This is a genomic window from Paraburkholderia sp. BR10954, assembly GCF_040965775.1.
GTDB classification, from domain to species: domain Bacteria; phylum Pseudomonadota; class Gammaproteobacteria; order Burkholderiales; family Burkholderiaceae; genus Paraburkholderia; species Paraburkholderia youngii.
Genome location: NZ_JBFRCK010000025.1, coordinates 58457 through 83375, shown reverse-complemented (window position 1 = coordinate 83375; position 24919 = coordinate 58457). Strand labels below are relative to the sequence as shown.

25 protein-coding genes are annotated in these 24919 nt (G+C 65.0%); 12 read left to right on the top strand and 13 right to left on the bottom strand.

Going from position 1 to position 24919, the window contains the following annotated elements; all coding sequences use genetic code 11:
* Nucleotides 1-159: 159 nt before the first annotated feature.
* From AB4Y34_RS28610 to AB4Y34_RS28600, 3 genes are all read right to left on the bottom strand, one after another.
* Nucleotides 160-1107 (bottom strand): anti-sigma factor, encoded by a 948-nt coding sequence (locus AB4Y34_RS28610; RefSeq protein ID WP_368717914.1) that lies wholly within the window; start codon nucleotides 1105-1107, stop codon nucleotides 160-162.
* On the bottom strand, nucleotides 1097-1987 hold the full coding sequence (locus AB4Y34_RS28605) for an RNA polymerase sigma factor (protein WP_368717913.1): 891 nt from the start codon (nucleotides 1985-1987) through the stop codon (nucleotides 1097-1099). The genes AB4Y34_RS28610 and AB4Y34_RS28605 overlap by 11 nt, the downstream gene beginning before the upstream one ends.
* A 183-nt stretch (nucleotides 1988-2170) precedes the next feature.
* Complete coding sequence (locus tag AB4Y34_RS28600; protein ID WP_176377890.1) at nucleotides 2171-3085, bottom strand: LysR family transcriptional regulator; 915 nt, start codon at nucleotides 3083-3085, stop codon at nucleotides 2171-2173.
* Between the two features lie 171 nt (nucleotides 3086-3256).
* On the opposite strand from AB4Y34_RS28600, the gene gcl reads away from it, so the two are divergent.
* From gcl to AB4Y34_RS28585, 3 genes are all read left to right on the top strand, one after another.
* On the top strand, nucleotides 3257-5032 hold the full coding sequence (gcl, locus tag AB4Y34_RS28595; protein ID WP_368717912.1) for a glyoxylate carboligase: 1776 nt from the start codon (nucleotides 3257-3259) through the stop codon (nucleotides 5030-5032).
* A gap of 127 nt (nucleotides 5033-5159) precedes the next feature.
* Nucleotides 5160-5969, top strand: coding sequence for a hydroxypyruvate isomerase (gene hyi, locus AB4Y34_RS28590; RefSeq protein ID WP_368717911.1), 810 nt, complete (start codon nucleotides 5160-5162; stop codon nucleotides 5967-5969).
* Nucleotides 5970-6018: 49 nt separating this feature from the next.
* Nucleotides 6019-6930, top strand: a complete 912-nt coding sequence (locus AB4Y34_RS28585) for a 2-hydroxy-3-oxopropionate reductase (RefSeq protein ID WP_368717910.1) — start codon at nucleotides 6019-6021, stop codon at nucleotides 6928-6930.
* Nucleotides 6931-7193: 263 nt separating this feature from the next.
* Here AB4Y34_RS28585 and AB4Y34_RS28580 read toward each other — a convergent pair whose 3' ends face one another.
* The 6 genes from AB4Y34_RS28580 to AB4Y34_RS28555 all read right to left on the bottom strand — a co-directional run bounded on the left by AB4Y34_RS28580 (nucleotide 7194) and on the right by AB4Y34_RS28555 (nucleotide 13506).
* Entirely contained in the window at nucleotides 7194-8240 is a 1047-nt protein-coding gene (locus AB4Y34_RS28580; protein WP_368717909.1) for an asparaginase, read from the bottom strand.
* 53 nt (nucleotides 8241-8293) lie between these two features.
* Nucleotides 8294-9220 (bottom strand): CysB family HTH-type transcriptional regulator, encoded by a 927-nt coding sequence (locus AB4Y34_RS28575; protein WP_013089301.1) that lies wholly within the window; start codon nucleotides 9218-9220, stop codon nucleotides 8294-8296.
* A 121-nt stretch (nucleotides 9221-9341) separates the two neighbouring features.
* Entirely contained in the window at nucleotides 9342-10400 is a 1059-nt protein-coding gene (locus AB4Y34_RS28570; RefSeq protein WP_368717908.1) for a sulfate/molybdate ABC transporter ATP-binding protein, read from the bottom strand.
* Nucleotides 10401-11405, bottom strand: a complete 1005-nt coding sequence (gene cysW / locus AB4Y34_RS28565) for a sulfate ABC transporter permease subunit CysW (RefSeq protein WP_368717907.1) — start codon at nucleotides 11403-11405, stop codon at nucleotides 10401-10403. It lies immediately after the preceding gene.
* Complete coding sequence (cysT, locus tag AB4Y34_RS28560) at nucleotides 11402-12298, bottom strand: sulfate ABC transporter permease subunit CysT (protein WP_176119925.1); 897 nt, start codon at nucleotides 12296-12298, stop codon at nucleotides 11402-11404. The genes cysW and cysT overlap by 4 nt, the downstream gene beginning before the upstream one ends.
* Nucleotides 12299-12459: 161 nt before the next feature.
* The gene (locus AB4Y34_RS28555) at nucleotides 12460-13506 is read right to left on the bottom strand and encodes a sulfate ABC transporter substrate-binding protein (protein ID WP_176377895.1); all 1047 of its coding nucleotides are present in this window, start codon (nucleotides 13504-13506) and stop codon (nucleotides 12460-12462) included.
* 310 nt (nucleotides 13507-13816) lie between these two features.
* On the opposite strand from AB4Y34_RS28555, the gene lexA reads away from it, so the two are divergent.
* The 3 genes from lexA (at nucleotide 13817) to AB4Y34_RS28540 (ending at nucleotide 15671) form a co-directional block, all read left to right on the top strand.
* Nucleotides 13817-14467: a transcriptional repressor LexA gene (gene lexA / locus AB4Y34_RS28550; RefSeq protein ID WP_008922406.1), complete on the top strand. Its 651-nt coding sequence runs from the start codon at nucleotides 13817-13819 to the stop codon at nucleotides 14465-14467.
* Nucleotides 14468-14589: 122 nt separating this feature from the next.
* The gene (locus AB4Y34_RS28545; protein WP_176367783.1) at nucleotides 14590-14934 is read left to right on the top strand and encodes a hypothetical protein; all 345 of its coding nucleotides are present in this window, start codon (nucleotides 14590-14592) and stop codon (nucleotides 14932-14934) included.
* 119 nt (nucleotides 14935-15053) lie between these two features.
* Nucleotides 15054-15671: a DUF2939 domain-containing protein gene (locus AB4Y34_RS28540; RefSeq protein ID WP_368717906.1), complete on the top strand. Its 618-nt coding sequence runs from the start codon at nucleotides 15054-15056 to the stop codon at nucleotides 15669-15671.
* A 72-nt stretch (nucleotides 15672-15743) separates the two neighbouring features.
* Here AB4Y34_RS28540 and AB4Y34_RS28535 read toward each other — a convergent pair whose 3' ends face one another.
* Nucleotides 15744-16211 (bottom strand): universal stress protein, encoded by a 468-nt coding sequence (locus tag AB4Y34_RS28535; RefSeq protein WP_013089294.1) that lies wholly within the window; start codon nucleotides 16209-16211, stop codon nucleotides 15744-15746.
* A gap of 339 nt (nucleotides 16212-16550) precedes the next feature.
* Between AB4Y34_RS28535 and nodI the strand changes: the two genes are divergently transcribed.
* On the top strand, nucleotides 16551-17465 hold the full coding sequence (gene nodI, locus AB4Y34_RS28530; protein ID WP_368717905.1) for a nodulation factor ABC transporter ATP-binding protein NodI: 915 nt from the start codon (nucleotides 16551-16553) through the stop codon (nucleotides 17463-17465).
* Nucleotides 17466-17484: 19 nt separating this feature from the next.
* The gene (locus tag AB4Y34_RS28525; RefSeq protein ID WP_368620557.1) at nucleotides 17485-18312 is read left to right on the top strand and encodes an ABC transporter permease; all 828 of its coding nucleotides are present in this window, start codon (nucleotides 17485-17487) and stop codon (nucleotides 18310-18312) included.
* Nucleotides 18313-18359: 47 nt separating this feature from the next.
* Here the strand turns inward: AB4Y34_RS28525 and AB4Y34_RS28520 are convergent, their stop codons facing one another.
* A complete protein-coding gene (locus AB4Y34_RS28520; RefSeq protein ID WP_013089291.1) occupies nucleotides 18360-18782 on the bottom strand; it encodes a hypothetical protein in 423 nt (140 codons plus the stop codon).
* 284 nt (nucleotides 18783-19066) lie between these two features.
* Nucleotides 19067-20050, bottom strand: a complete 984-nt coding sequence (locus AB4Y34_RS28515) for a LysR family transcriptional regulator (protein ID WP_368717904.1) — start codon at nucleotides 20048-20050, stop codon at nucleotides 19067-19069.
* 207 nt (nucleotides 20051-20257) lie between these two features.
* On the opposite strand from AB4Y34_RS28515, the gene AB4Y34_RS28510 reads away from it, so the two are divergent.
* The gene (locus AB4Y34_RS28510) at nucleotides 20258-21682 is read left to right on the top strand and encodes a M20 family metallopeptidase (RefSeq protein ID WP_368717903.1); all 1425 of its coding nucleotides are present in this window, start codon (nucleotides 20258-20260) and stop codon (nucleotides 21680-21682) included.
* Nucleotides 21683-21783: 101 nt separating this feature from the next.
* Here the strand turns inward: AB4Y34_RS28510 and AB4Y34_RS28505 are convergent, their stop codons facing one another.
* Nucleotides 21784-22836 carry an NADP(H)-dependent aldo-keto reductase gene (locus AB4Y34_RS28505; RefSeq protein ID WP_176377901.1) on the bottom strand — a complete coding sequence of 351 codons (1053 nt, stop codon included), beginning with the start codon at nucleotides 22834-22836 and terminating at the stop codon, nucleotides 21784-21786.
* A gap of 167 nt (nucleotides 22837-23003) precedes the next feature.
* Between AB4Y34_RS28505 and AB4Y34_RS28500 the strand changes: the two genes are divergently transcribed.
* The 3 genes from AB4Y34_RS28500 (at nucleotide 23004) to AB4Y34_RS28490 (ending at nucleotide 24835) form a co-directional block, all read left to right on the top strand.
* Entirely contained in the window at nucleotides 23004-23231 is a 228-nt protein-coding gene (locus tag AB4Y34_RS28500) for a DUF3820 family protein (protein ID WP_176377902.1), read from the top strand.
* Nucleotides 23232-23479: 248 nt separating this feature from the next.
* Nucleotides 23480-23725: a hypothetical protein gene (locus AB4Y34_RS28495; RefSeq protein WP_176367880.1), complete on the top strand. Its 246-nt coding sequence runs from the start codon at nucleotides 23480-23482 to the stop codon at nucleotides 23723-23725.
* A 681-nt stretch (nucleotides 23726-24406) separates the two neighbouring features.
* On the top strand, nucleotides 24407-24835 hold the full coding sequence (locus tag AB4Y34_RS28490; RefSeq protein WP_368717929.1) for a hypothetical protein: 429 nt from the start codon (nucleotides 24407-24409) through the stop codon (nucleotides 24833-24835).
* The last annotated feature ends 84 nt before the right edge of the window (nucleotides 24836-24919 follow it).

Here is a 24919-nt window from a genome sequence, read left to right as displayed (position 1 = left end):
CCGCCCGGGCGTCGGAACCGGTGCGGCAAGTGAGAAGCCCAAAAGTGTAACCCGATTGGGGACGGGTTGCAAGGCATTCCGCCGATTCGGCCGTGGAATCGGACGTGTTTTCAAGAGCTTAGGGTCACAGATCCGGGGAAATCGGGCCGCGGCGGCCGCTCAACCCGCTTCCGTGCGTTGGCTACCGCTCTGCAACCGCGCCCGGAGCGCCGCTTCGAAGCCCGTGAGCGCATTGGGCGCGGCGTCCGTGATCGCCCACCAGGTCATGCCCGCCGCGTCCCAGTGCGCGATCGAGTAGCCGTCGTGACCGAGCGCCGCCGGCGCCGCGCCCTCCGCCGTGGACTGCGGAAACACGTACACGTCGATCACGTGCTTGCCGTAGCGGTACACGAGCACCGCGACCCGCTGATGCGCCAGGTAGTCGAGCCGGCCGCCCTGAAGCGCGAAGCCGGCCGCCGCGAGGTCCTCGACCGGCGGCGAATAGTCGAGCCTGCCGTTGAACCACGGCTTCACGGTGTGACGGTCCGTCGAAATCACGTCGATGTCGCGGCCGGAGACCTGCGCGCGCACATGGCTTTCGACGAGTTCGTCGGTGAACGGCGAGGAGTCGGCCGGAGGATGCAGCGTCAGCGTCAGGACCGCGGCGGCGGCGCACAACGCGATCACCAGTGCCGCAAGACCGCCGTGCGCGGCCGCGCGGTTTGCACCGCCCGCGCCGAGCGGGCCGCCGAAGCCCCCGAGCCATCCGTCGAGCCACGCGGGCCACCACGCCCCGCGACGCTGACGCCGAGGTTGCTGCGTCACCGGCTGCGTCATCCCGGCGGCGGACTTCTTCGGTAGATCGTCGGGCGCCGCCGTCGCGGCCGACACCGCGGCCCCTTCGTCGACGACGCCGGGCATGCCCGCCACGATCCGCGTCCGCAACGACTGCGGCGCCCGATGATACGGCGCCGCGCGCAGCGCGCCGCTCAGCGCGCGCACGTTGTCGCTCGCGCGCCGGCAATCGTCGCAGTTCTCGATATGCTGCTGGACCCGGCGCGCATCGGGCGCCGGCAATTCGTGATCGGCATTCGCATCGAGGAGCGGCCGTGCTTCGTTACAGTCCATCCGGCGTCTCCTGAGCGGGGTCGGCGGCAGCGCCGGGAATGTTGAGGGGCCGGCCGTCGGCAAACGCCCGGAGCTGTGTCACTGTTGCGGTGGCGGGCATGCCCGCCGACGATGCCGGGCGACCGTCGCCGGAACTGTTTGCCGGCTGGGCGCAGGGGGCGGGGGGCGCGGTGGCCGCCGACCTCGCGAGTCGCCCGGACTGCGCGTCCCGATCCGACGGCGCCTCCTGCCGGCCACCCTGCCCGCCTTTACGCCCGTTGCCTACCGGCTCCCCTCCGCCTCGCTGCTGCGCCATCAACACCTCCGCCAGCTTGCGCCGCCCGCGCGCGAGCCGCGACATCACCGTACCGATCGGCACATCGGCCACCACCGCGATCTCCCGATATCCCATCTCTTCGAGCTCACGCAAGATCAGCACCTCGCGATACTCGACCGGCAAACGCGCCAGCGCATCGTGCACCAGTCGCACATCCTCGTCGCGGATCAGCAGTGTCTGCGGATCGTCACCGCCTGCGCTCCAGCCGTCGAGAGTCGCGTCGTCCATCGTTTCGTCGAATTCGAGCATGTCGTGCGCCGGCGCGCGCCGCCGCCATTCCGTGTACCAGGTCCGGCGCACGATCGCGAGCAGCCACGGCCGTGCGGAGTCGCCACGAAACGTATCGAAGAAGCGGAACGCGCGCATGAACGCTTCCTGCACGACGTCCTCGGCATCGTTCGGATTGCCGCACAGCCAGCGCGCGAGGTTGTATGCGGCGTCCAGATGCGGCAACGCCAGCTGCTGGAAGCGGCGGCTTTTCGCGGCATCGGAATCGGCATCGGCGGCGGGGCGGGCACTAGGCTCGCCCCGCGCGCGGGCGGCGTCTGAGTCGGTCTGGACCACGTGGGTCCCTCCAAGGGCATGGCGGCTGCGTCGTGCGGGTCGCTGCTGTCGAGCGCCCCGCGTGGTGGGCTGACGTGTCTTTCACAGCAGAACTGACCATAGCCTCAGTTTATTCCCGACTTCCGCCAGCAATCGCCAAAAGTTCGGGCTCGCCCGCGCGCCTCTCGCCAACTAACACGCCCGCTAGTACGACGGCCGGTTCCAGTAGTCGTCGCTTGCGTACACGTCTTTCAGATAGTCGATGAAATAGCGCACCCGCGCAGGCACGTAGCGCTGCTGCGGATAGACCGCGAGGATGTCGTAATCGGGCAGCGCATACTCGTCGAGGACGGTTTCCAGCTCACCGCGCGCAAGCTGCTGCTGGATTTCCCATGTCGAGCGCCAGCCGAGTCCGAGCCCTTCCGAAACCCAGCGATGCAGCAGTTCGCCATCGTTGCAGTCGAGCGAGCCCCCCACCCGCACCGTCGCGAGCTTGCCGTTGCGGCGAAAATACCAGCCGCGGTTCTGGCCGCCTTGCAGATTGAACGCGAGGCAGTTGTGGGCCGGCAGATCCTCGAGCGTCTTCGGCTTGCCGTGACGACGGAAATACCCGGGCGTACCGCATACCACGCGCCGGTTCGACGCGAGCTTCACCGCGACGAAGTTCGGATCGACCGTGCCGCCGATGCGAATCGACAGGTCGTACCCCTCGCGCACCAGATCGACGACCCGGTCGGTCAGATTGAACGACATCTGCAACCCGGGTTTGTCGCGCAGAAATGCGGGCGCGAGCGGCGCGACATGCTTGCGGCCGAACGCGGCCGGCGCCGACACGATCAGATGGCCATTCACCGCGCGGCGCCCCGCGCTCAGTTCGTTTTCCGCCTGATCCCACTCGCTGAGGAGCCCGCGGCAGCGCTCGAGAAACGCCGCGCCGTCCTCGCTGACCACCAGCCGCCGCGTCGTGCGATACATCAGCTTCACGCCGAGGCGCTTCTCCAGCGCGTCGATGCGCCGCCCGAGAATCACCGGCGACACGCCCTCCTCCAGCGCCGCCGCCGCGAGACTGCCCGCATCGGCGACCCGCACGAAGGTTTCGATCTGTTTGAAGCGGTCCATGCTCGTCTCCCACCTGTCTCTTGCCGGGCTGATGCCGGCCGTGCGCCGGGCGTCACGCCATTCCATACTTTTTGTTTCGGAATAAGCGACCCGGACTGATCTTATCAAACCTTTGGCGCAGGCCTACAGTGTCCCTCAACCGACGTAATTACCGACATTGAGGAGACATCCATGGCCAAAATGAGAGCCGTCGACGCCGCCGTTCTGGTGCTCGAAAAAGAAGGCATCGATACCGCGTTCGGCGTGCCGGGCGCCGCGATCAACCCGTTCTACTCGGCGATGCGCAAAGCCGGCGGCATCAGCCACGTGCTCGCGCGTCACGTCGAGGGCGCGTCGCACATGGCCGAGGGCTATACGCGTGCCCAGCCGGGCAACATCGGCGTGTGCATCGGCACGTCGGGCCCCGCCGGCACCGACATGATCACCGGTTTGTACTCCGCCCAGGCCGACTCGATTCCTATTCTGGCTATCACAGGCCAGGCGCCGCGCGCGCGTCTGTACAAGGAAGACTTCCAGGCCGTCGATATCGAAGCGATTGCGAAGCCCGTCACGAAGTGGGCCGTGACCGTGCGCGAGCCCGCGCTGGTGCCGCGCGTGTTCCAGCAGGCGTTCCATCTGATGCGCTCGGGCCGCCCGGGTCCTGTGCTGGTCGATCTGCCGATCGACGTGCAGCTCGCCGAAATCGAATTCGATATCGACACGTACGAACCGCTGCCGGTCTACAAGCCGAAGGCGACCCGCAAGCAGATCGAAGCCGCGCTGACGCTGCTCAACGATGCCGACAAGCCGTTGATCGTATCGGGCGGCGGCGTGTTGAACGCGGTGGCCGAAGACCTGCTCGTGAAGTTCGCCGAAACGGTCGGCGTGCCGGTGATCCCGACGCTGATGTCCTGGGGCGCGATTCCCGACGACCATCCGCTGATGGCCGGCATGGTCGGTCTGCAGACCTCGCATCGCTATGGCAACGCGACGATGCTCGCATCGGACTTCGTGCTCGGCATCGGCAACCGCTGGGCCAATCGTCACACCGGCAGCGTCGATGTGTATACGAAGGGCCGCAAGTTCGTGCACGTCGATATCGAACCGACGCAGATCGGCCGCGTGTTCGGCCCGGATCTCGGCATCGTGTCGGACGCGAAGGCCGCGCTCGAACTGTTCGTCGAAGTTGCCGGCGAATGGAAGGCCGCTGGCAAGCTCAAGGATCGCAGCGCGTGGGTTGCCGATTGCCAGCAACGCAAGCGCACGATGCTGCGCAAGACGCACTTCGACAACGTGCCGATGAAGCCGCAGCGCGTCTATGAAGAGATGAATCAGGTGTTCGGCCGCGACACCTGCTACGTGAGCACGATCGGCTTGTCGCAGATTGCCGCCGCGCAATTCCTGCACGTGTACAAGGCACGCAACTGGATCAACTGCGGCCAGGCCGGTCCGCTCGGCTGGACGATTCCGGCGGCGCTCGGCGTGCGCGCGGCCGATCCGCAACGGCCGATCGTTGCGCTGTCCGGCGACTACGACTTCCAGTTCATGATCGAAGAGCTCGCGGCGGGCGCGCAATTCAAGCTGCCGTACGTGCACATCGTCGTGAACAACTCGTATCTCGGGCTGATCCGCCAGGCGCAGCGCGCGTTCGAAATGGACTACTGCGTGCAGCTCGGCTTCGAGAACATCAACTCGCCGGAGACCAACGGCTATGGCGTCGATCACGTCGCGGTCGCCGAAGGTCTCGGCTGCAAGGCGATTCGCGTGTTCAAGCCGGAAGAGCTGAAGCCGGCGCTGCAAAAAGCGCAGTCGATGCTCGCCGAGTTCAACGTGCCGGTGATCGTCGAAGTGATTCTCGAACGCGTGACCAACATCTCGATGGGCACCGAGATCGACGCGATCAACGAGTTCGAGGAACTCGCTGAAAAGCGCGAGGACGCGCCGACCGCGATCAGCCTGCTCGATTGAGCGTCACGCGTTCGCGGTACCCGCGGCATTCAGCGCGCACGATGCGCGAGGGCCTGGCTCACGCTCCGCGCCCTCGCCTCGTCACGCCCACCGCCATTCACTGACCGACCTGAGAGACAAAAGCACCATGCCGAAATTCGCAGCGAACCTGACGATGCTGTTCAACGAAGTGCCGTTCCTCGACCGTTTCGCGGCAGCAGCCAATGCCGGCTTTCACGCGGTCGAATTCCTGTTTCCGTATCCGTATTCGATCGCCGAGTTGAGCGAACGTCTGCAGCAGAACCGCCTGAAGCTGGTGCTGCACAACCTGCCGGCGGGCAACTGGGAAGCCGGCGAACGCGGCATTGCGTGTCTGCCCGATCGGATCGCCGAGTTCCAGGAAGGCGTCGGCCGCGCGATCGAATACGCAAGCGCGTTGAAGGTGCCGCAACTGAATTGCCTCGTCGGTATTCCGGGCGCGAACGTCTCCGCCGACACCGCCCGCGCGACGATCGTCGAGAACCTGCGCTTTGCCGCGCGCGAGCTGAAGAAGGCCGGCATCCGGCTGCTCGTCGAGCCGTGCAACTCGTATGACATTCCAGGCTTCGCGCTGAACCGCTCGCGCGATGGACTCGACGTGATTCGCGAAGTCGGCTCGGACAATCTGTTCCTGCAATACGACATCTATCACATGCAGCGGATGGAAGGCGAACTCGCGGCGACGATCGAAAAGAACCTCGCGCAGATCGCGCATATCCAGCTTGCGGACAACCCCGGACGGCATGAACCGGGCACCGGCGAGATCAACTATCCGTATCTGTTCGCGCTGCTCGACTCGCTTGGCTACGACGGCTACGTCGGTTGCGAATACAAGCCGCGCACGACGACCGAGGCCGGCCTCGGCTGGGTGCAAAGCGTTGCTGGTCAGGCACGCGGCGCGGCACATGCGGCGGCTTGAGACGCGTCACGCTCAACGCACCCCCCTATAACCCTGGAGATTCATACACATGGCAAAGATCGGCTTCATCGGGCTCGGCATCATGGGCGCGCACATGGCGCGCAACCTCATCAAGGGCGGTCACTCGTTGTTCGTGAACGGCGCTTATCCAGTGCCGGACGACATCGTGAAGAGCGCGAGCGTGGTCGCCAGTTCGACCGCGGTCGCGCAGGCCGCCGACATCGTCATCATCATGGTGCCGGACACGCCTGACGTCGCCAACGTGCTGTTTGCCGACGACGGCGTCGCCGCCGGCCTCAGCAAAGGCAAGCTCGTGATCGACATGAGCTCGATCTCGCCGCTCGACACCCAGGCGTTCGCGAAGAAGATCAACGCGCTCGGCGTCGACTATCTCGATGCGCCGGTGTCCGGTGGCGAAATCGGCGCACGCGACGCGTCGCTGACGATCATGGTCGGCGGTCCCGAGAAAGCCTTTGCTTTAGCCAAGCCGCTGTTCGAGCTGATGGGCAGGAACATCTCGCTGATCGGCGAGAACGGCGCGGGTCAGACCTGCAAGGTCGCGAACCAGATCATCGTCGCGCTGAACATCGAAGCGGTCGCGGAAGCGCTGCTGTTCGCGTCGCGCTCGGGCGCCGATCCGGAGCGCGTGCGCCGCGCGTTGATGGGCGGTTTCGCGTCATCGCGGATTCTCGAAGTGCATGGCGAGCGCATGACGAAGCGCACCTTCAATCCGGGTTTTCGGATCGAGCTGCATCAGAAGGACCTGAATCTCGCGCTCGATGGCGCGCGCAAGCTTGGCATCGCGCTGCCGCATACCGCGAGCGCGCAGCAGTTGTTCAGCGTGTGCGCGGCAAACGGCGGCAAGGCATGGGATCACTCGGCGATGGTGCGCGCGCTCGAGATCATGGCGAATCATGAGGTCGCGCAAACGCCGGATAGCAAGGAGGCGAAGGCGGCCTGAGGTCTCCCTTCGCGGTTCCTGTGTGATTGAGCTCGTCGTCGATTGCGCTGATGGCCGCTCCGGCATCCGCGCGGTAATGATGAGCACAGGTGGGGCGCCCGTTCGTCGCCCGGCGGCTTCGGCTGCTGGCGCGGTGGAACGGGCAAATCGCGCCGCTCTGGGCTGAGAGCGGCAAGTGGGGTCCGCAGCGGCACCCGGCGACGCCGAGGAAGCCTTGGTCGGTCAGACGTCGTCGTCGGGTGTCCGGCTGTCGGATTCGTCGATCAGTATGTATCGAACACCTTCTGCAACGCAGCCGGCGCCGTATGGCCCGCTGCCAGCGCCAGCATCAACAGCACGCGCGCCTTGTACGGATTCAGCGTACCCGCGCTGACGAAGCCGAGCGCGTCGTCGGCGGCGGCGCCGTTGCGCATCACATGCCCCGAGCCGACACGCGACGAGCGCACCACCGCGATACCGCGCGACACCGCCTCGGCGAGCGCCTGCTGCAACGCCTGATGGAACGAGCCATTGCCCGTGCCCGCGACGACGATGCCGCGTACGCCCGCGGCGACGAGCGCATCGACGGCAGTGCGCGATACACCCGCATAGCTCACGACGATCTCCACGTGCGGCCACGCCGTATCGATCGCGAACTCGCTCGCAAGCGTATGCGCGCGCACCACGCCGCGCTGAAACTCGACGCGGCCATCCTGCACCCAACCGAGCGCACCGATTTCCGGCGACTGGAACGCGTCGACCGCATAGGTGCTCGTCTTCACGACGTCGCGCGCGCTGTGAATGCGGTTGTTGAACGCGACCAGCACGCCCTGCCCGCGCGAAGCCGCATGCGCCGCGACCGTCACCGCGTTCAGCAGATTCAACGGACCATCGGCCGATAGCGCCGACGCCGGCCGCATCGCCGCAGTCAGCACGACTGGCTTGTCCGACTTGACGGTCAGATGCAGCAGGTAGGCGGTTTCTTCGAGCGTGTCGGTGCCGTGCGTGACGACCACGCCGTCGACGTCGTCGCTCGCGAGCAGCGTGTTGATACGGTGCGCGAGTGTGGTCCACAGCGGCAGCGCCATGTCCTTGCTGTCGACGCTGGCGATCTGCTCCGGCGCGATCCGCGCGACCGTCGACAGCGCCGGCACCGCCGCGAGCAACTGATCGACGCCGACGACGCCCGCCTGATAGCCGGACGTGTTGGCGGCGTCCGCTGCCGCGCCGGCGATCGTGCCGCCGGTCGCGAGCACGGCGATGCATGGCAACGAGGAAGTGGAGCCCGGTGTGCTGGGAGGAGCCGGGAGAGAGGAAGTCGAGGTATTCATGGCGGCGATTGTAAGCGATGCGCCGCGCGCCGCCATGCGTGAAAGCGCGAAGCTTAAGCGGCCTCGCGCAACTGCGCCGCGATATCGGTCTCGCTCAATTGTGGTGCGAACATCTCGATCAGCCGATACGCGTACGCGCGCAGGAACGCGCCCTTGCGCAAACCGACGCGCGTCGTGCTCGCCTCGAACAGATGCTGCGTATCGAGCGCGACGAGTTCGGTGTCGCGCTTCGGGTCGTAGGCCATCGCCGCGACCACGCCGATGCCCATGCCGAGCTCCACGTAGGTCTTGATCACGTCGGCGTCGATCGCGGTCAGCACGACGTCGGGCAATGCGCCTGCTTTCGCGAATGCCTGGTCGATATGCGAACGGCCCGTGAAGTCCTGGTCGTACGTGACGATCGGGAATTCGGCGATCTCATCGAGCGTCAGGTTTTCACGGCCGACCAGCGGATGATCCTTCGGCACCACCACCACGTGATGCCACGAATAGCACGGGAACGTGACGATGTCGGGGAAGCGGTCGAGCGCCTCGGTCGAGATGCCGATATCGGCCTCGCCGTTGATGATCATCTGCGCGATCTGCTGCGGGCTGCCCTGACGCAGCGCCAGATGCACTTTCGGGAACACCGACGTGAACTGTCGAACCACCTTCGGCAGCGCGTAGCGTGCCTGCGTGTGGGTGGTCGCGACGACGAGGTGGCCGCTGTCCTGGTCCGCGTACTGACGCGCGACGCGGCGCAGATTCTCCGCATCGAGCAGCATCCGCTCGATCAGCTGATGCACGGCCTTGCCCGGTTCGGTGAGGCCCGTCAGCCGCTTGCCGCGGCGAATGAAAATGTCGACGCCGAGTTCGTCCTCGAGATCCTTGATCTGCTTGGACACGCCCGACTGCGACGTGTACAGCACGTTCGCCACTTCGGTCAGATTCATGTTCTGCCGCACGGCCTCGCGCACGAAGCGCAATTGCTGGAAATTCATCGATATGTCTCCGGTTCTGCCAGAGTTGAGTTATTAGAGCCGCCAAATGCCAAATGGAACCACTCGGTACGGCCGATACGTTTCTCTCCTGCTTCGAGCGCCGCACGGCGGCGCTGCCATCTCACTGCGCCGGAAACACCCGCAGCGCGCGCGGCACCGCGGTCACGCCGTCGCCGACCGAGAGTTGCAGATCACGCCACGTTTCGCGATCGAGTTCGGCTTCGAGCAGATTGCCCGCGCGACCGGCGAGCTCGACGCGCACCGAGCCGCCGAGCGTCACCACGCGCCGCACGTCGACGACGATGCCGTCGCGATGCCCGGCCGCCTGCGGATACAGCTGCAGGTCATGCGGCCGCACATAGGCGAACGCCGGACCGCTGAAACCCGCCGTGATCGCGACCGGCAGCGCGGCGCCATCGACGACGAAGCCTTGCCCATCGACGTTGCCGTGCAGACGGTTCGCCGCGCCGAGAAACTCGTAGACGAACGGCGTCTGCGGATGGTCGTACACGTCCTGCGGGCTGCCCACCTGCTCGACATGGCCGCGATTGAGCACGACGATGCGATCGGCCACTTCGAGCGCCTCTTCCTGATCGTGCGTGACGAAGATCGTCGAGATATGCAGATCGTCGTGCAGGCGGCGCAGCCAGCTGCGCAGTTCCTTGCGCACCTTCGCGTCGAGCGCGCCGAACGGCTCGTCGAGCAGCAGCACCTTCGGCTCGACGGCCAACGCGCGCGCAAGCGCGATGCGTTGCCGCTGACCACCGGACAGCTCCGACGGATAGCGTTGCGCGAGCCAATCGAGTTGCACGAGCTTCAGCAGTTCATGCACCTTCTCGCGAATCACCTTCTCCGACGGACGTTCCTTGCGAGGCTTCACACGCAGGCCGAACGCGACGTTCTCGAATACCGTCATATGACGGAACAGCGCGTAATGCTGAAACACGAAGCCGACCTCGCGCTCGCGCGCGCCGACCGCCGCGACGTTCTGACCTTGCAGCTCGACCTGGCCGCCGTCCGCGTATTCGAGGCCGGCGATCACGCGCAGCAGGGTCGTTTTGCCGCAACCCGACGGCCCGAGCAGCGCGACGAGTTCGCCCGGCGGAAAGTCGAGCGACACGTTGTCGAGCGCGACGAAATCGCCGAAGCGCTTTTGCAGGTTACGAACGGTGATACCCATTTACAGCTCTCCTTGCTTGAGCGGATGTCGCTGCGACGCAGGCGTGGCGTTGACGAAAAACGAATGAGAAGCGGACTGCGCGCTATTGGCCTGTGACGCACCGGCCGGCGCCGGTCCCGCATGCGCGGGCACCTCACGCGCCGCCGACAGTTCCGCCGACATATGACGCTCGGCCAGCAGCTTGAGCCCCAACGTGACCAGTGCCAGCAGCGCAAGCAGCGAGGCCACGGCGAACGCGGCCGAGAAGTTGTACTCGTTGTAGAGGATTTCGACGTGCAGCGGCATCGTGTCGGTCTGCCCGCGAATATGGCCGGACACCACCGACACCGCACCGAACTCGCCCATCGCGCGCGCATTGCACAGAATCACGCCGTACAGCAGGCCCCACTTGACGTTCGGCAGCGTCACACGACGGAACGTCTGCCAGCCCGATGCGCCGAGCACGTGCGCGGCTTCTTCCTCGTCGTTGCCCTGCGCCTGCATCAACGGAATCAGTTCGCGCGCGACGAACGGGAACGTGACGAAGATCGTCGCGAGCACGATGCCCGGCACCGCGAAGATGATCTGCACGTTGTGATCTTCGAGCCACGGGCCGAACCAGCCCTGCGCGCCGAACATCAGCACGTAGATCAGACCGGAGATCACCGGCGACACCGAAAACGGCAGATCGATCAGCGTGGTCAGCAGTGCCTTGCCGCGGAAGTCGAACTTCGCGATACACCACGACGCCGCGAGGCCGAACACGAGGTTCAGCGGCACAGCGATCGACGCGGTGAGCAACGTGAGCTTGATCGCCGACAGCGCATCCGGATCGGCGAGCGCTTCGAAGTAAAAGCGCAACCCCTTATTCAGCGCCTGATAGAACACCGCGGCGAGCGGCACGACCAGAAACAGCGCGAGAAACAGCAGTGCGACGCCGATCAGCAGCCAGCGCACGACGGGCGGTTCGCTGACCGGATCGGGGCGACGCGCACCGCTCGCCGGGTTGGTCGGAAGACGGCTCATTGCACACCCCCACCGATTGCCGCGACGCTCGTGGCCACGGGCGCCGGCCCCGCATTGCCGCGGCTCGTGCGCCGCTGCAGCCACCACTGCAGCGTGTTGATCAGCAGCAGCATCAGGAACGACACGACCAGCATCACGACCGCGAGCGCCGTCGCGCCCGCATAGTCGTATTGCTCGAGCTTCGTGATGATCAGGAGCGACGTGATCTCCGACTTCATCGGCACATTGCCGGCGATGAAGATCACCGAGCCGTATTCGCCGAGCGCGCGCGCGAAGGCGAGCGCGAAGCCGGTCAAGAGCGCCGGGAACACGGCCGGCAGCACGACGCGGCGAAACGTGAGCCAGCGCGACGCGCCGAGGCACGCGGCCGCCTCTTCCTGCTCGCGCTCGAACTCCTCGAGCACCGGCTGCACCGTGCGCACGACGAACGGCAGGCCGATGAACGTCAGCGCGACCAGCACGCCGACCGGCGTGAACGCGATCTTGATGCCGAGCGGCGCGAGGAACTGGCCGATCCAGCCGTTACCCGCATACACGGCCGCGAGCGAAATGCCCGCGACCGAGGTGGGCAGCGCGAACGGCAGATCGACGACCGCATCGACGATGCGCTTGAACGGAAACGTGTAGCGCACCAGCACCCACGCGACGAGAAAGCCGAACACCGCGTTGATCAGCGCGCCGCCGAGCGCCGAGAAGAACGTCAGCCGATACGACGCGAGCACGCGCGGCGACGCCACCGCGCGCACGAACTGGTCCCAGTCGAGCGTCGCGGTTTTCAGAAAGGTCGCCGCCAATGGAATCAGCACCACGAGGCTCAAATAAGCCACCGTGATGCCGAGTGTCAGGCCAAAGCCGGGCAATGCGCTCGGCTTGCGGAAGGTCAACGTGGTCATGCTGGATACTCGTTCATGGTTGATGCTCGCGCGGTTGTTCGTCTTGCGGTGTTGCGGTACTGCGGTACTACCGCCCTGCTGGCCACCGGGTCCAGGTTAGCCGAAAGCGCGCCCATTGGGCGCGCCCTTGTTGCCTGTGCCCGTGCTCCAGGCGATGGTTGTTACTGCGGCTGATAAATCGAATCGAACACGCCGCCGTCCGCGAAATGGGTCTTCTGCGCGTTGGTCCAGCCGCCGAACGAATCGTCGATCGTGTACAGCTTCAGCTTCGGAAACTTCGCGGTCAGATCGGCCGGCACCTTGTTCGAACGCGGACGATAGAAATTGCGCGCGGCGATCTCCTGCCCTTCCTCGCTATACAGGAAGTTCAGATACGCGTCGGCCAGCTTGCGCGTGCCGTGTTTGTCGACGACCTTGTCGACCACCGCGACCGGCGGCTCGGCCAGGATGCTCACCGTCGGCACCACGATCTCGAACTTGTCCGGACCGAACTCCTTCACCGACAGAAACGCCTCGTTTTCCCACGCGATCAGCACATCGCCGATACCGCGCTGCACGAAGCTGGTGGTCGCGCCGCGCGCGCCCGAATCGAGCACGCCGGCGTTCTTGTACAGCTTGCTGACGAACTCCTTGGCCTTCTGGTCGTTGCCGCCCGGCTGATGCTCGGCGTACGCCCACGCGGCCAGGTAGTTCCAGCGCGCGCCGCCCGAGGTCTTCGGATTCGGCGTCACGATCGACACGCCCGGCTTCACCAGATCGTCCCAATCCTTGATGTGCTTCGGGTTGCCCTTACGCACCAGAAACACGATCGTCGACGTGTACGGCGATGCGTTGTCCGGCAGACGCTTCTGCCAGTTCTTGTCGACGAGCCCCTTGTTCGCGATGGCGTCGATGTCATATGCGAGCGCGAGCGTCACGACGTCGGCCTGCAGACCGTCGACCACCGAGCGAGCCTGCGCGCCCGAGCCGCCGTGCGACTGCTTGAAGGTGACGGCTTCGCCGGTCTTGGCCTTCCATTCTTTGCCGAATGCCTGATTGATGTCCTGATACAGCTCGCGCGTCGGATCGTAGGACACGTTCAGCAGCGTGGTGTCGGCGTGCGCGACGCCGCTTGCGCCAAACATGCCGAGCGTACCCGCCGCGCCGACGGCAAGCGCCGTGATCACTTTTCTGGTTCGAGCCGCGAGCCCCGTATGCCGATGGTCCATTTCAATATTTCTCCGCGTGATGTCCGCTGCTGAGCGTCTGGTGTTGTTTTGCGTCGCGGTCACGTGCACATGAGCGCTAACCGGAAGCCAGTCTATCGAAGGGCTTTCATCATTAAAAATAATGTTTCTTCATTTTTTAATGCTCAAAAGTGGTAACGGCAGACGCGCCGGCTGTTCAGACGTGGAAATCGTCGTCATGTCGCCGATAAACGACGCCCCAGCGCGCCCCTTGCGTCGAACTTAAAGTAAAGCTTGAAATGCGCCGAATACTGTATAAAAATACAGTCACCTGTTCATACATACAGTGGCCATGACCAAACTCACCGCACGACAGCAGCAGGTTTTCGATCTGATCCGCCGCGCGATCGAACGCACCGGCTTCCCGCCCACTCGCGCGGAAATTGCCGCCGAACTCGGTTTCAGCTCGGCCAATTCCGCGGAAGAGCATCTGCGCGCGCTGGCGCGCAAGGGCGTGATCGAACTCGCGGCCGGCGCGTCGCGCGGCATCCGCCTGCTGTCCGGGCAGGAGGATGCGCCGCACCAGTTCACGCTGCCGCATGCGGGCCTGATGCAGTTGTCATTGCCGCTGATCGGCCGGGTCGCGGCGGGTAGCCCGATCCTCGCGCAGGAACATATCTCGCAGCACTACGCGTGCGACCCGGCGCTGTTCTCGAGCAAGCCCGACTACCTGCTGAAGGTGCGCGGCCTGTCGATGCGCGACGCCGGCATTCTCGACGGCGACCTGCTCGCGGTGCAAAAGCGCAGCGAAGCGAAAGACGGCCAGATCATCATTGCGCGGCTTGGCGACGACGTGACGGTCAAGCGTCTGAAGCGCCGGCCGAACGGCATCGAACTGATCGCCGAAAACCCCGACTACGACAACATCTTCGTGGAAACCGGCAGCGCGGATTTCGCGCTCGAAGGGATCGCGGTCGGGCTGATTCGCCCCAGCGAGTTCTGATCTTTATTGCCGGAACGCTCGCGCCGGTTTGTCCGAACCAAGCCGCATTAACGCCCGCATTAACGCCCGCATTAACGCCCGCATTACGCCGCGCATTCAAGCCGCATCGTCTGGAGAGACTCATGGAACGCCTTGCCCGCCTGCTGCCTTTTCGCCAGTTCGGCCGTCTGCGCCATCTGCGCAAGCTCACGCCTTGCGCGCCGATCGAGGCGCCCGCGGCGCGCACGCCGTCGCTGTTCGACGTGCCTGCCGAAGCTTGCGGTCTGCCGTCGTCGTTGCCGGCGTTTGCGCGCGTATCGCTGAATTCGGCGCTGAATATCGCGGAGCCCGCGCGCCGCGCTCCGGTGCGGGTCTATCATGGACCGTCGCGACTGATCATGGTCGGCACGGTCGACGCCGTATGCCGTATGATCGATCGTTGCATAGCCGACGAAGCCAACGTGCACGGCGCGGTGTTCGAAGCCTGAGCGAATTCTGAGCACGCATGCAATAAGCACTTCGGATGTTCAGAGATTCGCGTGGGATGGGATCGTTTCGACCTCGCCGTGGTCGACGTTAGATCATCACTGACGTGGAGTCCCATTCGATGACCATTCCGAAACGCACACAGGGCAGCGCCACCCGGCCGCTGCTGATCACGCTGATCGTGGTGATCGTGATTGCCGCGCTGGGGTTTATTTACGCGTCACCGTATCTCGCGGTGAACAATCTGAAACGCGCGGCAGACGCGCGTGATGTGCAAACCGTCAATCAGTACGTCGACTTCCCTGCGCTGCGCGATAGCCTGAAGCAGCAGGTGGGCGCGATGCTGACGCGCCGCCTCGAAGCGGATGCCGGCAACAAGATGGCCACGATCGGCGCGGTGATCGGCGTGACACTGATCGGCCCGCTCGTCGATGCCTATGCGACACCCGACGGCGTCGCGGCACTGCTCAACGGCATGCCGCCGCGCGGCACACCGGGCGAGCAACCGGCAGCACCGCCAGCCGCAGGCGGCGAAGCGCCGGCCGCATCGGCCGCGGGCGACACCACCATGCACGCAAGCGCGCCGCCGCCCGGGCGTCAAAGCACGGCCGGCTATCGGAGTCTCAACGAGTTTGTGGTCACGTACCGGCGCGGCGAAGGCAACGCGAACTATTCGGCCATCTTTCGTCGCGAAGGTCTGGTCACGTGGAAGCTCGCGGCGATCAATCTGAACGAGTGAGGGTTCAAGCCGTGAACTGCGGAGATGCGCGGGCTGGCCATTGGAGCCAGCCGCGTGTCAGGTTTGTTCCTATTACGCCGCGGCCGCCTGCTGCTGCTCCTGCGCGGACGAGCATGCCACCAGAATGCTGCACGACACGCGGTCGAGCAGCGGCGTGTTGCCCGCCCCCATCCACCACCTCGACAAACCGGTCCGGCAGCGATGTCCCACCACCACGAGGTCGACGTGCAACTCGTTGGCAAGATTGGCGATCTCGTCGATCGGATGACCGAATGCGAAATGCCCCTGCGCGTTCACGCCTCGCTCGGTCAGCCAGTTCACGCCCTCCTGCAGAATTTCGCGGGCCGTTTTTTCGAAGCTTCCGCAGGCCACATCGGTCAATAAGCCCGCGCTTTGCGCGATGCTGGAACGCATGTCTACTACCGACAGCAGATGCGTTTCCGCCTTCAGGTCCAACGCCAGATCGGCGCCGCAACGCAGGGCTTTGCGGCCTTCGCGCGAGCCGTCGTAGCACAACAGGATTTTCTGGTAGCTCGCCATCTGTCTTCTCCCATTCGCGCGGAAAGCGCGGTCTGAATCAATCATGGTGCGCCGCAATTCAGCTTGCAAGGGATGGAAAACGCTAAGTGCATAGTCGGTGCGTGCTGAAGCCGTCTGCACAAGCGTTGGGCCACCTGGAGCAGTGTTCGCACACGTTTGCGGCACCGCAAAACTTCGTATGCGAACGCATCGCATCCCATGCATTACGCGTTCCCGGACACCCGCTCGCGTCAGTGGCCGATACCCTAGAATAGGCGGCCTGTGCGCAATGCGTGCGTCGCAGGTATGTTGTGTGTCTTGCGCGTACGTTATGTCTTCTTCCGGAGCCTCGCTCGAGTCATGCCCGCAGCCCCCATCGAATTCCATCAGGTCAGGAAAAACTATGGCGAAAAAACGGTCGTCGACGGATTGTCGTTTCATGTGAACACCGGCGAATGCTTCGGGCTGCTCGGCCCCAACGGCGCCGGCAAGACCACGACGCTGCGCATGCTGCTCGGCATCGCGGCGCCCGACGCCGGCGCGATCCGCCTATGCGGCGAACCGATCCCTGGCCGCGCGCGCCTCGCGCGCTCGCGCGTGGGCGTGGTGCCGCAGTTCGACAACCTCGATCCCGATTTCACCGTGCGTGAAAATCTGCTCGTGTTCGGCCGCTACTTCGGTCTGAGCGCCGCGCAGTGTCGCGCGGCGGTGCCGGGTCTGCTCGAATTCGCCCGCCTCGAGCACAAGGCGGACGCACGCGTGAGCGAACTGTCGGGCGGCATGAAGCGGCGCCTCACGCTGGCGCGCGCGCTGATCAACGATCCCGACGTGCTGATCATGGACGAGCCGACCACCGGTCTCGACCCGCAAGCGCGCCATCTGATCTGGGAGCGACTGAGATCGCTGCTCGTGCGCGGCAAGACCATCCTGCTGACCACGCACTTCATGGAAGAAGCCGAACGGCTCTGTCATCGACTGTGCGTAATCGAGGAAGGACGCAAGATCGCAGAAGGCGCGCCGCGCGAGCTGATCGAGTCCGAGATCGGCTGCGACGTGATCGAGATCTACGGTCCCGATCCGTTTGCATTGCGCGACGAACTCGCGCCGCTCGCCGAGCGCACCGAGATCAGCGGCGAGACACTGTTCTGTTACGTGAACGACGCGCAGCCCGTGCATATGCGCCTGAAGCAGCGCGCGGATTTGCGCTATCTGCATCGGCCGGCGAATCTCGAAGATGTGTTTCTGCGGCTCACCGGCCGCGAAATGCAGGACTGAACCCGCAGCGAGAAACTTGATGGACGCACGCACTTACGAAACCCAAGAAGGCACGCCATCGGCGCAAGAGCCGTTCGGCGCCTTCCCTGCCAATGCCACGAACTGGATCGCGGTATGGCGCCGCAACTATCTGGTGTGGAAGAAGCTCGCGATTGCGTCGATGTTCGGCAACCTCGCCGATCCGATGATCTATCTGTTCGGTCTCGGCTTGGGGCTCGGGCTGATGGTCGGGCACGTCGACGGCGTGTCGTATATCTCGTTCCTCGCGGCGGGCACGGTGGCGTCGAGCGTGATGATGTCGGCTAGCTTCGAGTCGATGTATTCGGGCTTTTCGCGCATGCACGTGCAGCGAACGTGGGAGGCGATCATGCATACGCCGCTCACGCTCGGCGATATCGTGCTCGGCGAGGTAGTGTGGGCCGCCAGCAAATCGGTGTTGTCGGGAGTGGCGATCATGCTGGTGGCGGGCGCGCTCGGCTATGCGAGTTTTCCGTCGATGCTGCTCGCGCTGCCGGTCATCGTGCTGGCCGGTCTCGCGTTCGCGAGCCTCGCGATGATCGTGACGGCGCTCGCGCCGTCGTACGACTTTTTCATGTTCTATCAGACGCTCGTGCTCACGCCGATGCTGCTGCTCTCCGGCGTGTTCTTTCCGATCTCGCAGCTGCCCGGCCCCGCTCAAGCGGTGACCGCCGCGCTGCCGCTCGCCAATGCGGTCGATCTGATGCGCCCGGCGATGCTCGGCCGGCCGATGGAGCACGCGGCGCTGCATGTGAGCGTACTGGCCGCTTATGCAGTCGGCGGCTTTATCGTGTCGGCGATCCTGTTTCGGCGCCGCATGATGAAGTAAGCCGAGCGCGCCGGTCGTCGCTCTGCGCGTTTGCTATCGTCGCGCGCTCAGTCCTCGTCATCGGTCCACGGAATGTCGACGTCGGAGATGAACGCGACCGTCGCGAACGGGCCGCCCTCGTGACGCCCGATCTTGCCATCGGCGCGCTGCCATTCGACCCGGAACACGGTGGCCGGATCGTCCGCGATCAGCCGCACCGTGCGTAATTCATCGGGATCGGCATCCTCGACCGGACCGTCGAGCGAGATCAGCAGCGCCTGCGGCCATAAACCATCTGCGGGATCGTAGATCTTGTCGCCGTCGTGAATCAACGTGAAGGCTTCCACGCCGATGGTCGCCGACGCATCGACGATCATCTTGGCGAGCGCACGCAACAGCGCGGTCGCTCTCGCCGAATTTGCCTGGCGGATCGCGAGATCACCGCGCGTGAGCGCCTGCTCGAGTTTCGGATTGGTTTTCTGTTGCGCCATGGATGTGTTGGTCCTATCGCTCTGTTGTGGGCAACGCGCCATCGGGACGACGCGCCGCGTTTCTTTTTGGGGGTGCATCTATTGCCGCTTGTGTGCATTGCAGCATCGCGGGCTGCGCGGCCGGTCCGCGCTTCGACTGCCGTTGTTCTGCCGTTTCCCCCGATCGTGGCGCGCACCATCAGGGCCGTTTTCTCAGGGCCGTCCTTTGCCGTCCACCACAGTTTAGGTCGTGATGCGGATTCAGGGAGAACATTTGCCGCTTAGTGCGTGGCATGTGTCGCATTTCATGCATCGGCTCGCCGGCGACGCGGCGTGTGCTTGCCGCGCCCTCGGTCCGCCTTCGAGGCCTGAGCCCCGGCAGGATTCGGATCCGCGATCCGTGCGATCAGATGGTCGCGAAACGCCCGCACCGACGGCGGCAACTCGCGCCCCGCCATCGTCTGCACCTGGATACTGCGCTGGCGCATCTGCGGGTCGGTCAGCGGAATCACGACGAAGCCGTCGGCCGCATAGCGGTCGCGCACCGACAGCAGCCCCGTGAACATGATCGCGCCGGACTTCTGCGCATAGCGATAACTCGCGCCACTGTTGTTGCAGATCAGATCCGGCTCGAGCAGGATGCCTTCGAGCGCGCAGGTGATGTCGATCAACTGGCGAAGCGTGGTGCCGGTCTCCGACAACACCAGCGGATAACGGCTCACCTCGGCGAGCGACAGCTTGGCGCGCGCCGCGAGCGGATGATCGGCGCGCAGCAGCACGAACACCGGCGCGCGCTCGGTGTGCTCGACCTTGACGCCCTTCTCCGGCGCGAGGCTGAACGACAACGCGATGTCGACATCACCGTCGCGCACATGCCGGGTCGCGTCGGCCGGCGACATCACAGTCAACGTGAAATCGATGCCGGGATGCTCGGCGCGGAAATCCGCGATCGCGGCGGGCAGGAAGTCGACCGCGAAGCCCTCGGCGGTGGCGATCTTGATCCGGCTGCCGTGCAGGCTAGCGAGACCGCTGAGCTCCTTCATCACGTGCTCGGCTTCCAGCAGGCTGCGTTGCGCGTACGCGAGCAGCCGCTCGCCCGCCTCGGACAGCGCCATGCCGCGCGGACGCCGCTCGAATAGCGTGACGCCGAGTTCGCTCTCGAGCCGCGCGATCTGACGGCTGAGCGCCGATACCGCGACATGCAGCCGTTCGGACGCATCGCTCAGCGAGCCGCTGCGCGCGACTTCGACGAAATAACGCAACGCGATGCCATGCAGTGAACGTGCCATCCGGGACGCCTCGATCGAATCGGTTGCAACGGTGCGACGACGCTTTGCCTTTCCGGCAATGCTAGCTTCGAAACATGATCATTGTGACAAAAATGACGCGCTTCTAGAATCGATCGCAATGAGATCGCGGACAAATCGCCCGAAGACCCTGCCATCGGACCGCGGCCCTCTGCCGCCTCGCCCATCCCCCGCATTGGAGACACTGACATGAGCCGCCACCAGGCCATCGAGCTTGCCACCCGGCACTTCGAATCCGGCGCTTTTCTCGCCGACCTGAACCGCCGCGTCGGTATTCGCACCGAAAGCCGGGAAAGCGGTCGCGGCGCGCTGCTGCGGTCTTATCTGACCAACGAAATCCAGCCCGCAGCGGAGCGCATCGGCTTCAGCACGCGCATCGTCGATAACCCGGTCGACGGTTTCGGTCCGTTCCTGATCGCGAACCGTCACGAAGGCGATCATCTGCCGACCGTGCTGATCTACGGCCACGGCGACGTCGTGCGCGGCTACGACAGCCAGTGGCGCGCGCCGCTGACGCCGTGGGCGGTGACGGTCGTTGGCGAGCGCTGGTTCGGTCGCGGCACTGCCGACAACAAAGGCCAGCACTCGATCAATCTCGCCGCGCTCGCGTGCACGCTCGCCGCGCGCGACGGCAAACTCGGCTTCAACACGAAGCTGCTGATCGAAATGGGCGAGGAAACCGGCTCGCCGGGGCTCGATGCGATCTGCCGCGCGCACCGCGACGAACTCGCCGCCGACGTGCTGATCGCCTCCGACGGCCCGCGTCTCGCCGCGCGTCGTCCGACCGTGTTTCTCGGCTCGCGCGGCGCGGTCAATTTCAAGCTGTCGCTGAACCTGCGCGACGGCGCGCATCACTCGGGCAACTGGGGCGGCCTGTTGCGCAATCCGGCGACGGTGCTCGCCAACGCGCTCGCGAGTCTCGTCGATGCGCGCGGCGTGATCGCAGTCGACGGCCTGCGTCCGCCGCCGATCCCGGAGGCCGTGCGCCGCGCGCTTGCCGACATCACGGTGGGCGACGGTCCTGGCGACCCCACCGTCGACGACAACTGGGGCGAGCCGGGTCTTTCCGCGCCCGAACGCGTGTTCGGCTGGAACAGCCTCGAAGTGCTGGCCTTCAAGGCGGGCAATCCGGAGAACCCGGTCAACGCGATTCCGCCGTCGGCGTTCGCGGTCTGCCAGTTGCGTTTCGTGGTCGGCACGGATTGGGAAAATCTCGGCAAGCATCTGCGCGCGCATCTCGATGCGCACGGCTTTCAGCTGGTGGAAATCGACGTCGAACGCGGCGCACCGGCCACACGGCTCAATCCCGACGATCCGTGGGTCACATGGGCGCTAGCGTCGCTCGAAGCGACCACGGGGAAGAAGACCGCGCTGCTGCCGAACCTCGGCGGCACGCTGCCGAACGAGGTATTCGCCGACACGCTCGGTCTGCCGACGATCTGGGTGCCGCATTCTTATCCGGCCTGCTCGCAGCATGCGCCGAACGAGCACCTTCTCGGCCCGGTGGTGCGCGAGGGCCTGCAGATGATGGCGGGACTGTTCTGGGATCTCGGCGAGAATTCGCCGCTTGCAGCAAAGCGCGAGGAAGTGGATGCGGCAAAGGCCGCGACTTGAGTTCGGCTCGCGCCGATTGATTCGCTGTGCCTGCCGCGGCCGCCCCGGCATTCTACCGGGGCCACCGCGGCAAGCGCGTCGCGCTTACCTCGGCACCGACATCAAGGCGCCGGATTCGGCTGCAGCTCGTGCAGCTTGTCGATTTCCGCAAGCACTTCCGGCGACAGCTTGACGTCCGCGCTCGCGATGTTTTCCTTCAACTGCTCGAGCGACGTCGCGCCGATCAGATTGCTGGTCACGAACGGCCGGCTATTGACGAACGCGAGCGCGAATTGCGCGGGCGACATGCCGTGGCGCTTCGCGAGCTCGACATAACGGGTGGTCGCCTGCACGGCTTGCGGCTTGCTGTAGCGCGCGAAGCGCTCGAACAGCGTGATGCGTGCGCCGGCCGGACGTGCGCCGCCTTCGTACTTGCCCGACAGCCAGCCGAACGCGAGCGGCGAGTACGCGAGCAGACCGATGTTGTCGCGATGCGCGTACTCGGACAGACCCGCTTCGTACGTGCGGTTCAACAGGCTGTACGGATTCTGGATGCTGACGATGCGTGGCAAGCCGAGCTTTTCGGCCGCGCGCAGAAACTGCGCGACGCCCCACGGCGTTTCGTTCGACACGCCGACATGGCGCACCTTGCCAGCCTTCACGAATTCGGCGAGCACAGTCAGCGTTTCCTCGATCGGCACCGTGTACGCGTCGTCGACCCACGGATACGACGCACGGCCGAAGGTCATCGTGCTGCGATCGGGCCAATGCAGCTGATACAGATCGACGTAATCCGTCTGCAGACGTTTGAGGCTGTCGTTGAGCGCCTCGGTCAGGTTCTTGCGGTCGAACTGGTTGCCTTCGCCGCGAATATGGCGCGGATTGTGCGGCTGACGCGCGGGACCCGCGATCTTGGTGGCGAGCACGATCTTCTCGCGCGCGCTCTTGTGCTGCGCGAGCCACGTGCCGATGTAGCGCTCCGTCGAACCTTGCGTTTCGGCGCGCGGCGGCACCGGATACATTTCGGCGGTGTCGATCAGGTTCACGCCGTGATCGAGCGCGTAGTCGATCTGCGCATGTGCTTCCTGCTCGGTGTTCTGCTCGCCCCACGTCATCGTGCCGAGACCAATCAGGCTGACCTGCACGTCCGAGTCGCCGAGTCTGCGGTATTCCATCTAACTTGTCCTGTTGAAGAGGTGAACGGAAAGCGCAGACGTTACCACGCCGGCGCATTACCTGCAGCAAGGCTAGAATGCGGGGCCATGCGTTGCTGCGCCGCCTGGCGATTTGCGTAGTACACGCTTTGCGCTCATGACGCGCGCTTCATCATGACTTCGTTGCCATGAATCACGAACACCTCGAATTGCTGGTCACGCGCGTGATGCCCTACGGGAAATATAAAGGCCGCGTGATCGCCGACCTGCCCGGCCACTATTTGAACTGGTTCGCGAGCCAAGGCTTTCCGCCCGGTGAGATCGGCCGGCTGCTCGCGTTGATGCACGAGATCGATCACAACGGTTTGAAACCGCTGCTCGATCCAGTGCGCAAACCGAAGCCCAACGAGCGTTGAAACCGTCTCCGTGAAAGCGTTGCCAAGCCCGCTGAACGTCGCGGCGCAGGCAGGCTGCAAGCAATGTCGGGCAGTCCGAATTCAGACAGGTTTTTTCCTTGCGGATCGCGATTGCATGGCCTTTAATCGGCTTAGGTCGTCGCGCTGTGGAACGTCGATAGTGAAGGGGTTCAGTCATCGTTCACTCCACTGTTTCCTTGTGTTCCGGCACCGTGCGACCCCCCGCCTTCGTGACTGCCTGCATGTCCATGTCGCAATTCAACCTGTCCGCGTTGCTCGACTTCATCGGTCACGATCTGTCGCCGGTGCGTGCGGTCATCCTGTTCTTCGTGATCGGCTACGTCGTGGTCGGACTACCCGTGCATTTCCGCCAGGGCGCGGCCTCGCGTGACGTGTGGGGCACGGCTGCCGGCGTGACGATGGCGGCGATCTATGCGGCGTTCATTGCCGGCGTGTACCCGTGGCTGCATCACGTGTCGGTGATCGCGCATTGAGCGCCGGCCGCCGCCAGCTCGGGGCCGAAGCCTTCCCATAGCGGTTCGAGCAATCCGCGTCGCGGCTGCCAGCGCCGCATCGACGTGCCGGCGCACCTGCGCCGAACTCGCGGCGCTCACAGGCCGCGTCGTCTCGTGAAATAGGAGGCAACGTTCGTCCCACTCGAGTCCGCGATGCGCGAGCAGGCGACGCACGTTCGGCTCGAGATCGTCGGCCAGTTCCTCGTATTCGATCTCGAGCCTCACGTCCCGGGGGAAGAACGCGCCGTTAGTGGGCCATCAACTCATCGTAGGCGCGGTGACAGATAGTCCGCGCCGAGAGCACTCCACTGCGCCGCGCCCGCTTTGTTCAACGTCTCGACGTCGATCCGCAGCGGATCGTCTGCGTCGCATCGCTTGCGACTCAAAAGACAAATCGTCCGACGGAAGTTAGCAGCGATGCCCTTGAGTAGCGTTTCGAATGGTTAACGAAGTGTTACCGCAGCGCCGTTCGGTCAGACGCGGGAAGATTGGCGGAAAGGTTGAGCGTCGCGGCAACGGCTCGCATGGTCGAAGCCCCAAGCGCACAGCGGCACCGCCGACGCCGGTAACGCTCGGACACAAACGCGGCCGAACTCCATTGCGCGCGGTTTTTCTGAGGTTTACGTGAAGGAGAAAATCGTGACCAGGCTCATTGCATCGATGACGCTGCTAGCGGCCGTGGCAGCGAGCATCACCGGATGCGCCGTCGCGCCGCCAGCGGACTACGGCTATGCGCAACCCTATTATCCCTACGCGTACGGACCGCCTTACTACGGGCCGGTGTACGGCTCGATTGGTTTCTACGGCGGTTTTGGCGGGCCGTGCTGCTATTACGGCCATGGCTATTGGCACGGTCGCGGCGGATGGCATGGCGGTGGTTGGCACGGCGGGCACGGCGGATGGCATGGGGGGGCCGGCGGATGGCACGGCGGGCACGGCGGATGGCATGGGGGGGCCGGCGGATGGCACGGCGGGCACGGCGGATGGCATGGGGGGGCCGGCGGATGGCACGGCGGCGGATTCGGCGGCATGCACGGCGGCGGCAGCGCGTGGACCGGTGGTGGCGGGATGGGGGGACATGGACACTGAGGCATTCAGGCATTGAGGCCTTGATGCATCGACGAACCGGTGCCCGCCTCCGTCGCGACAGTGACACGGCACCAGCGCGCCCGG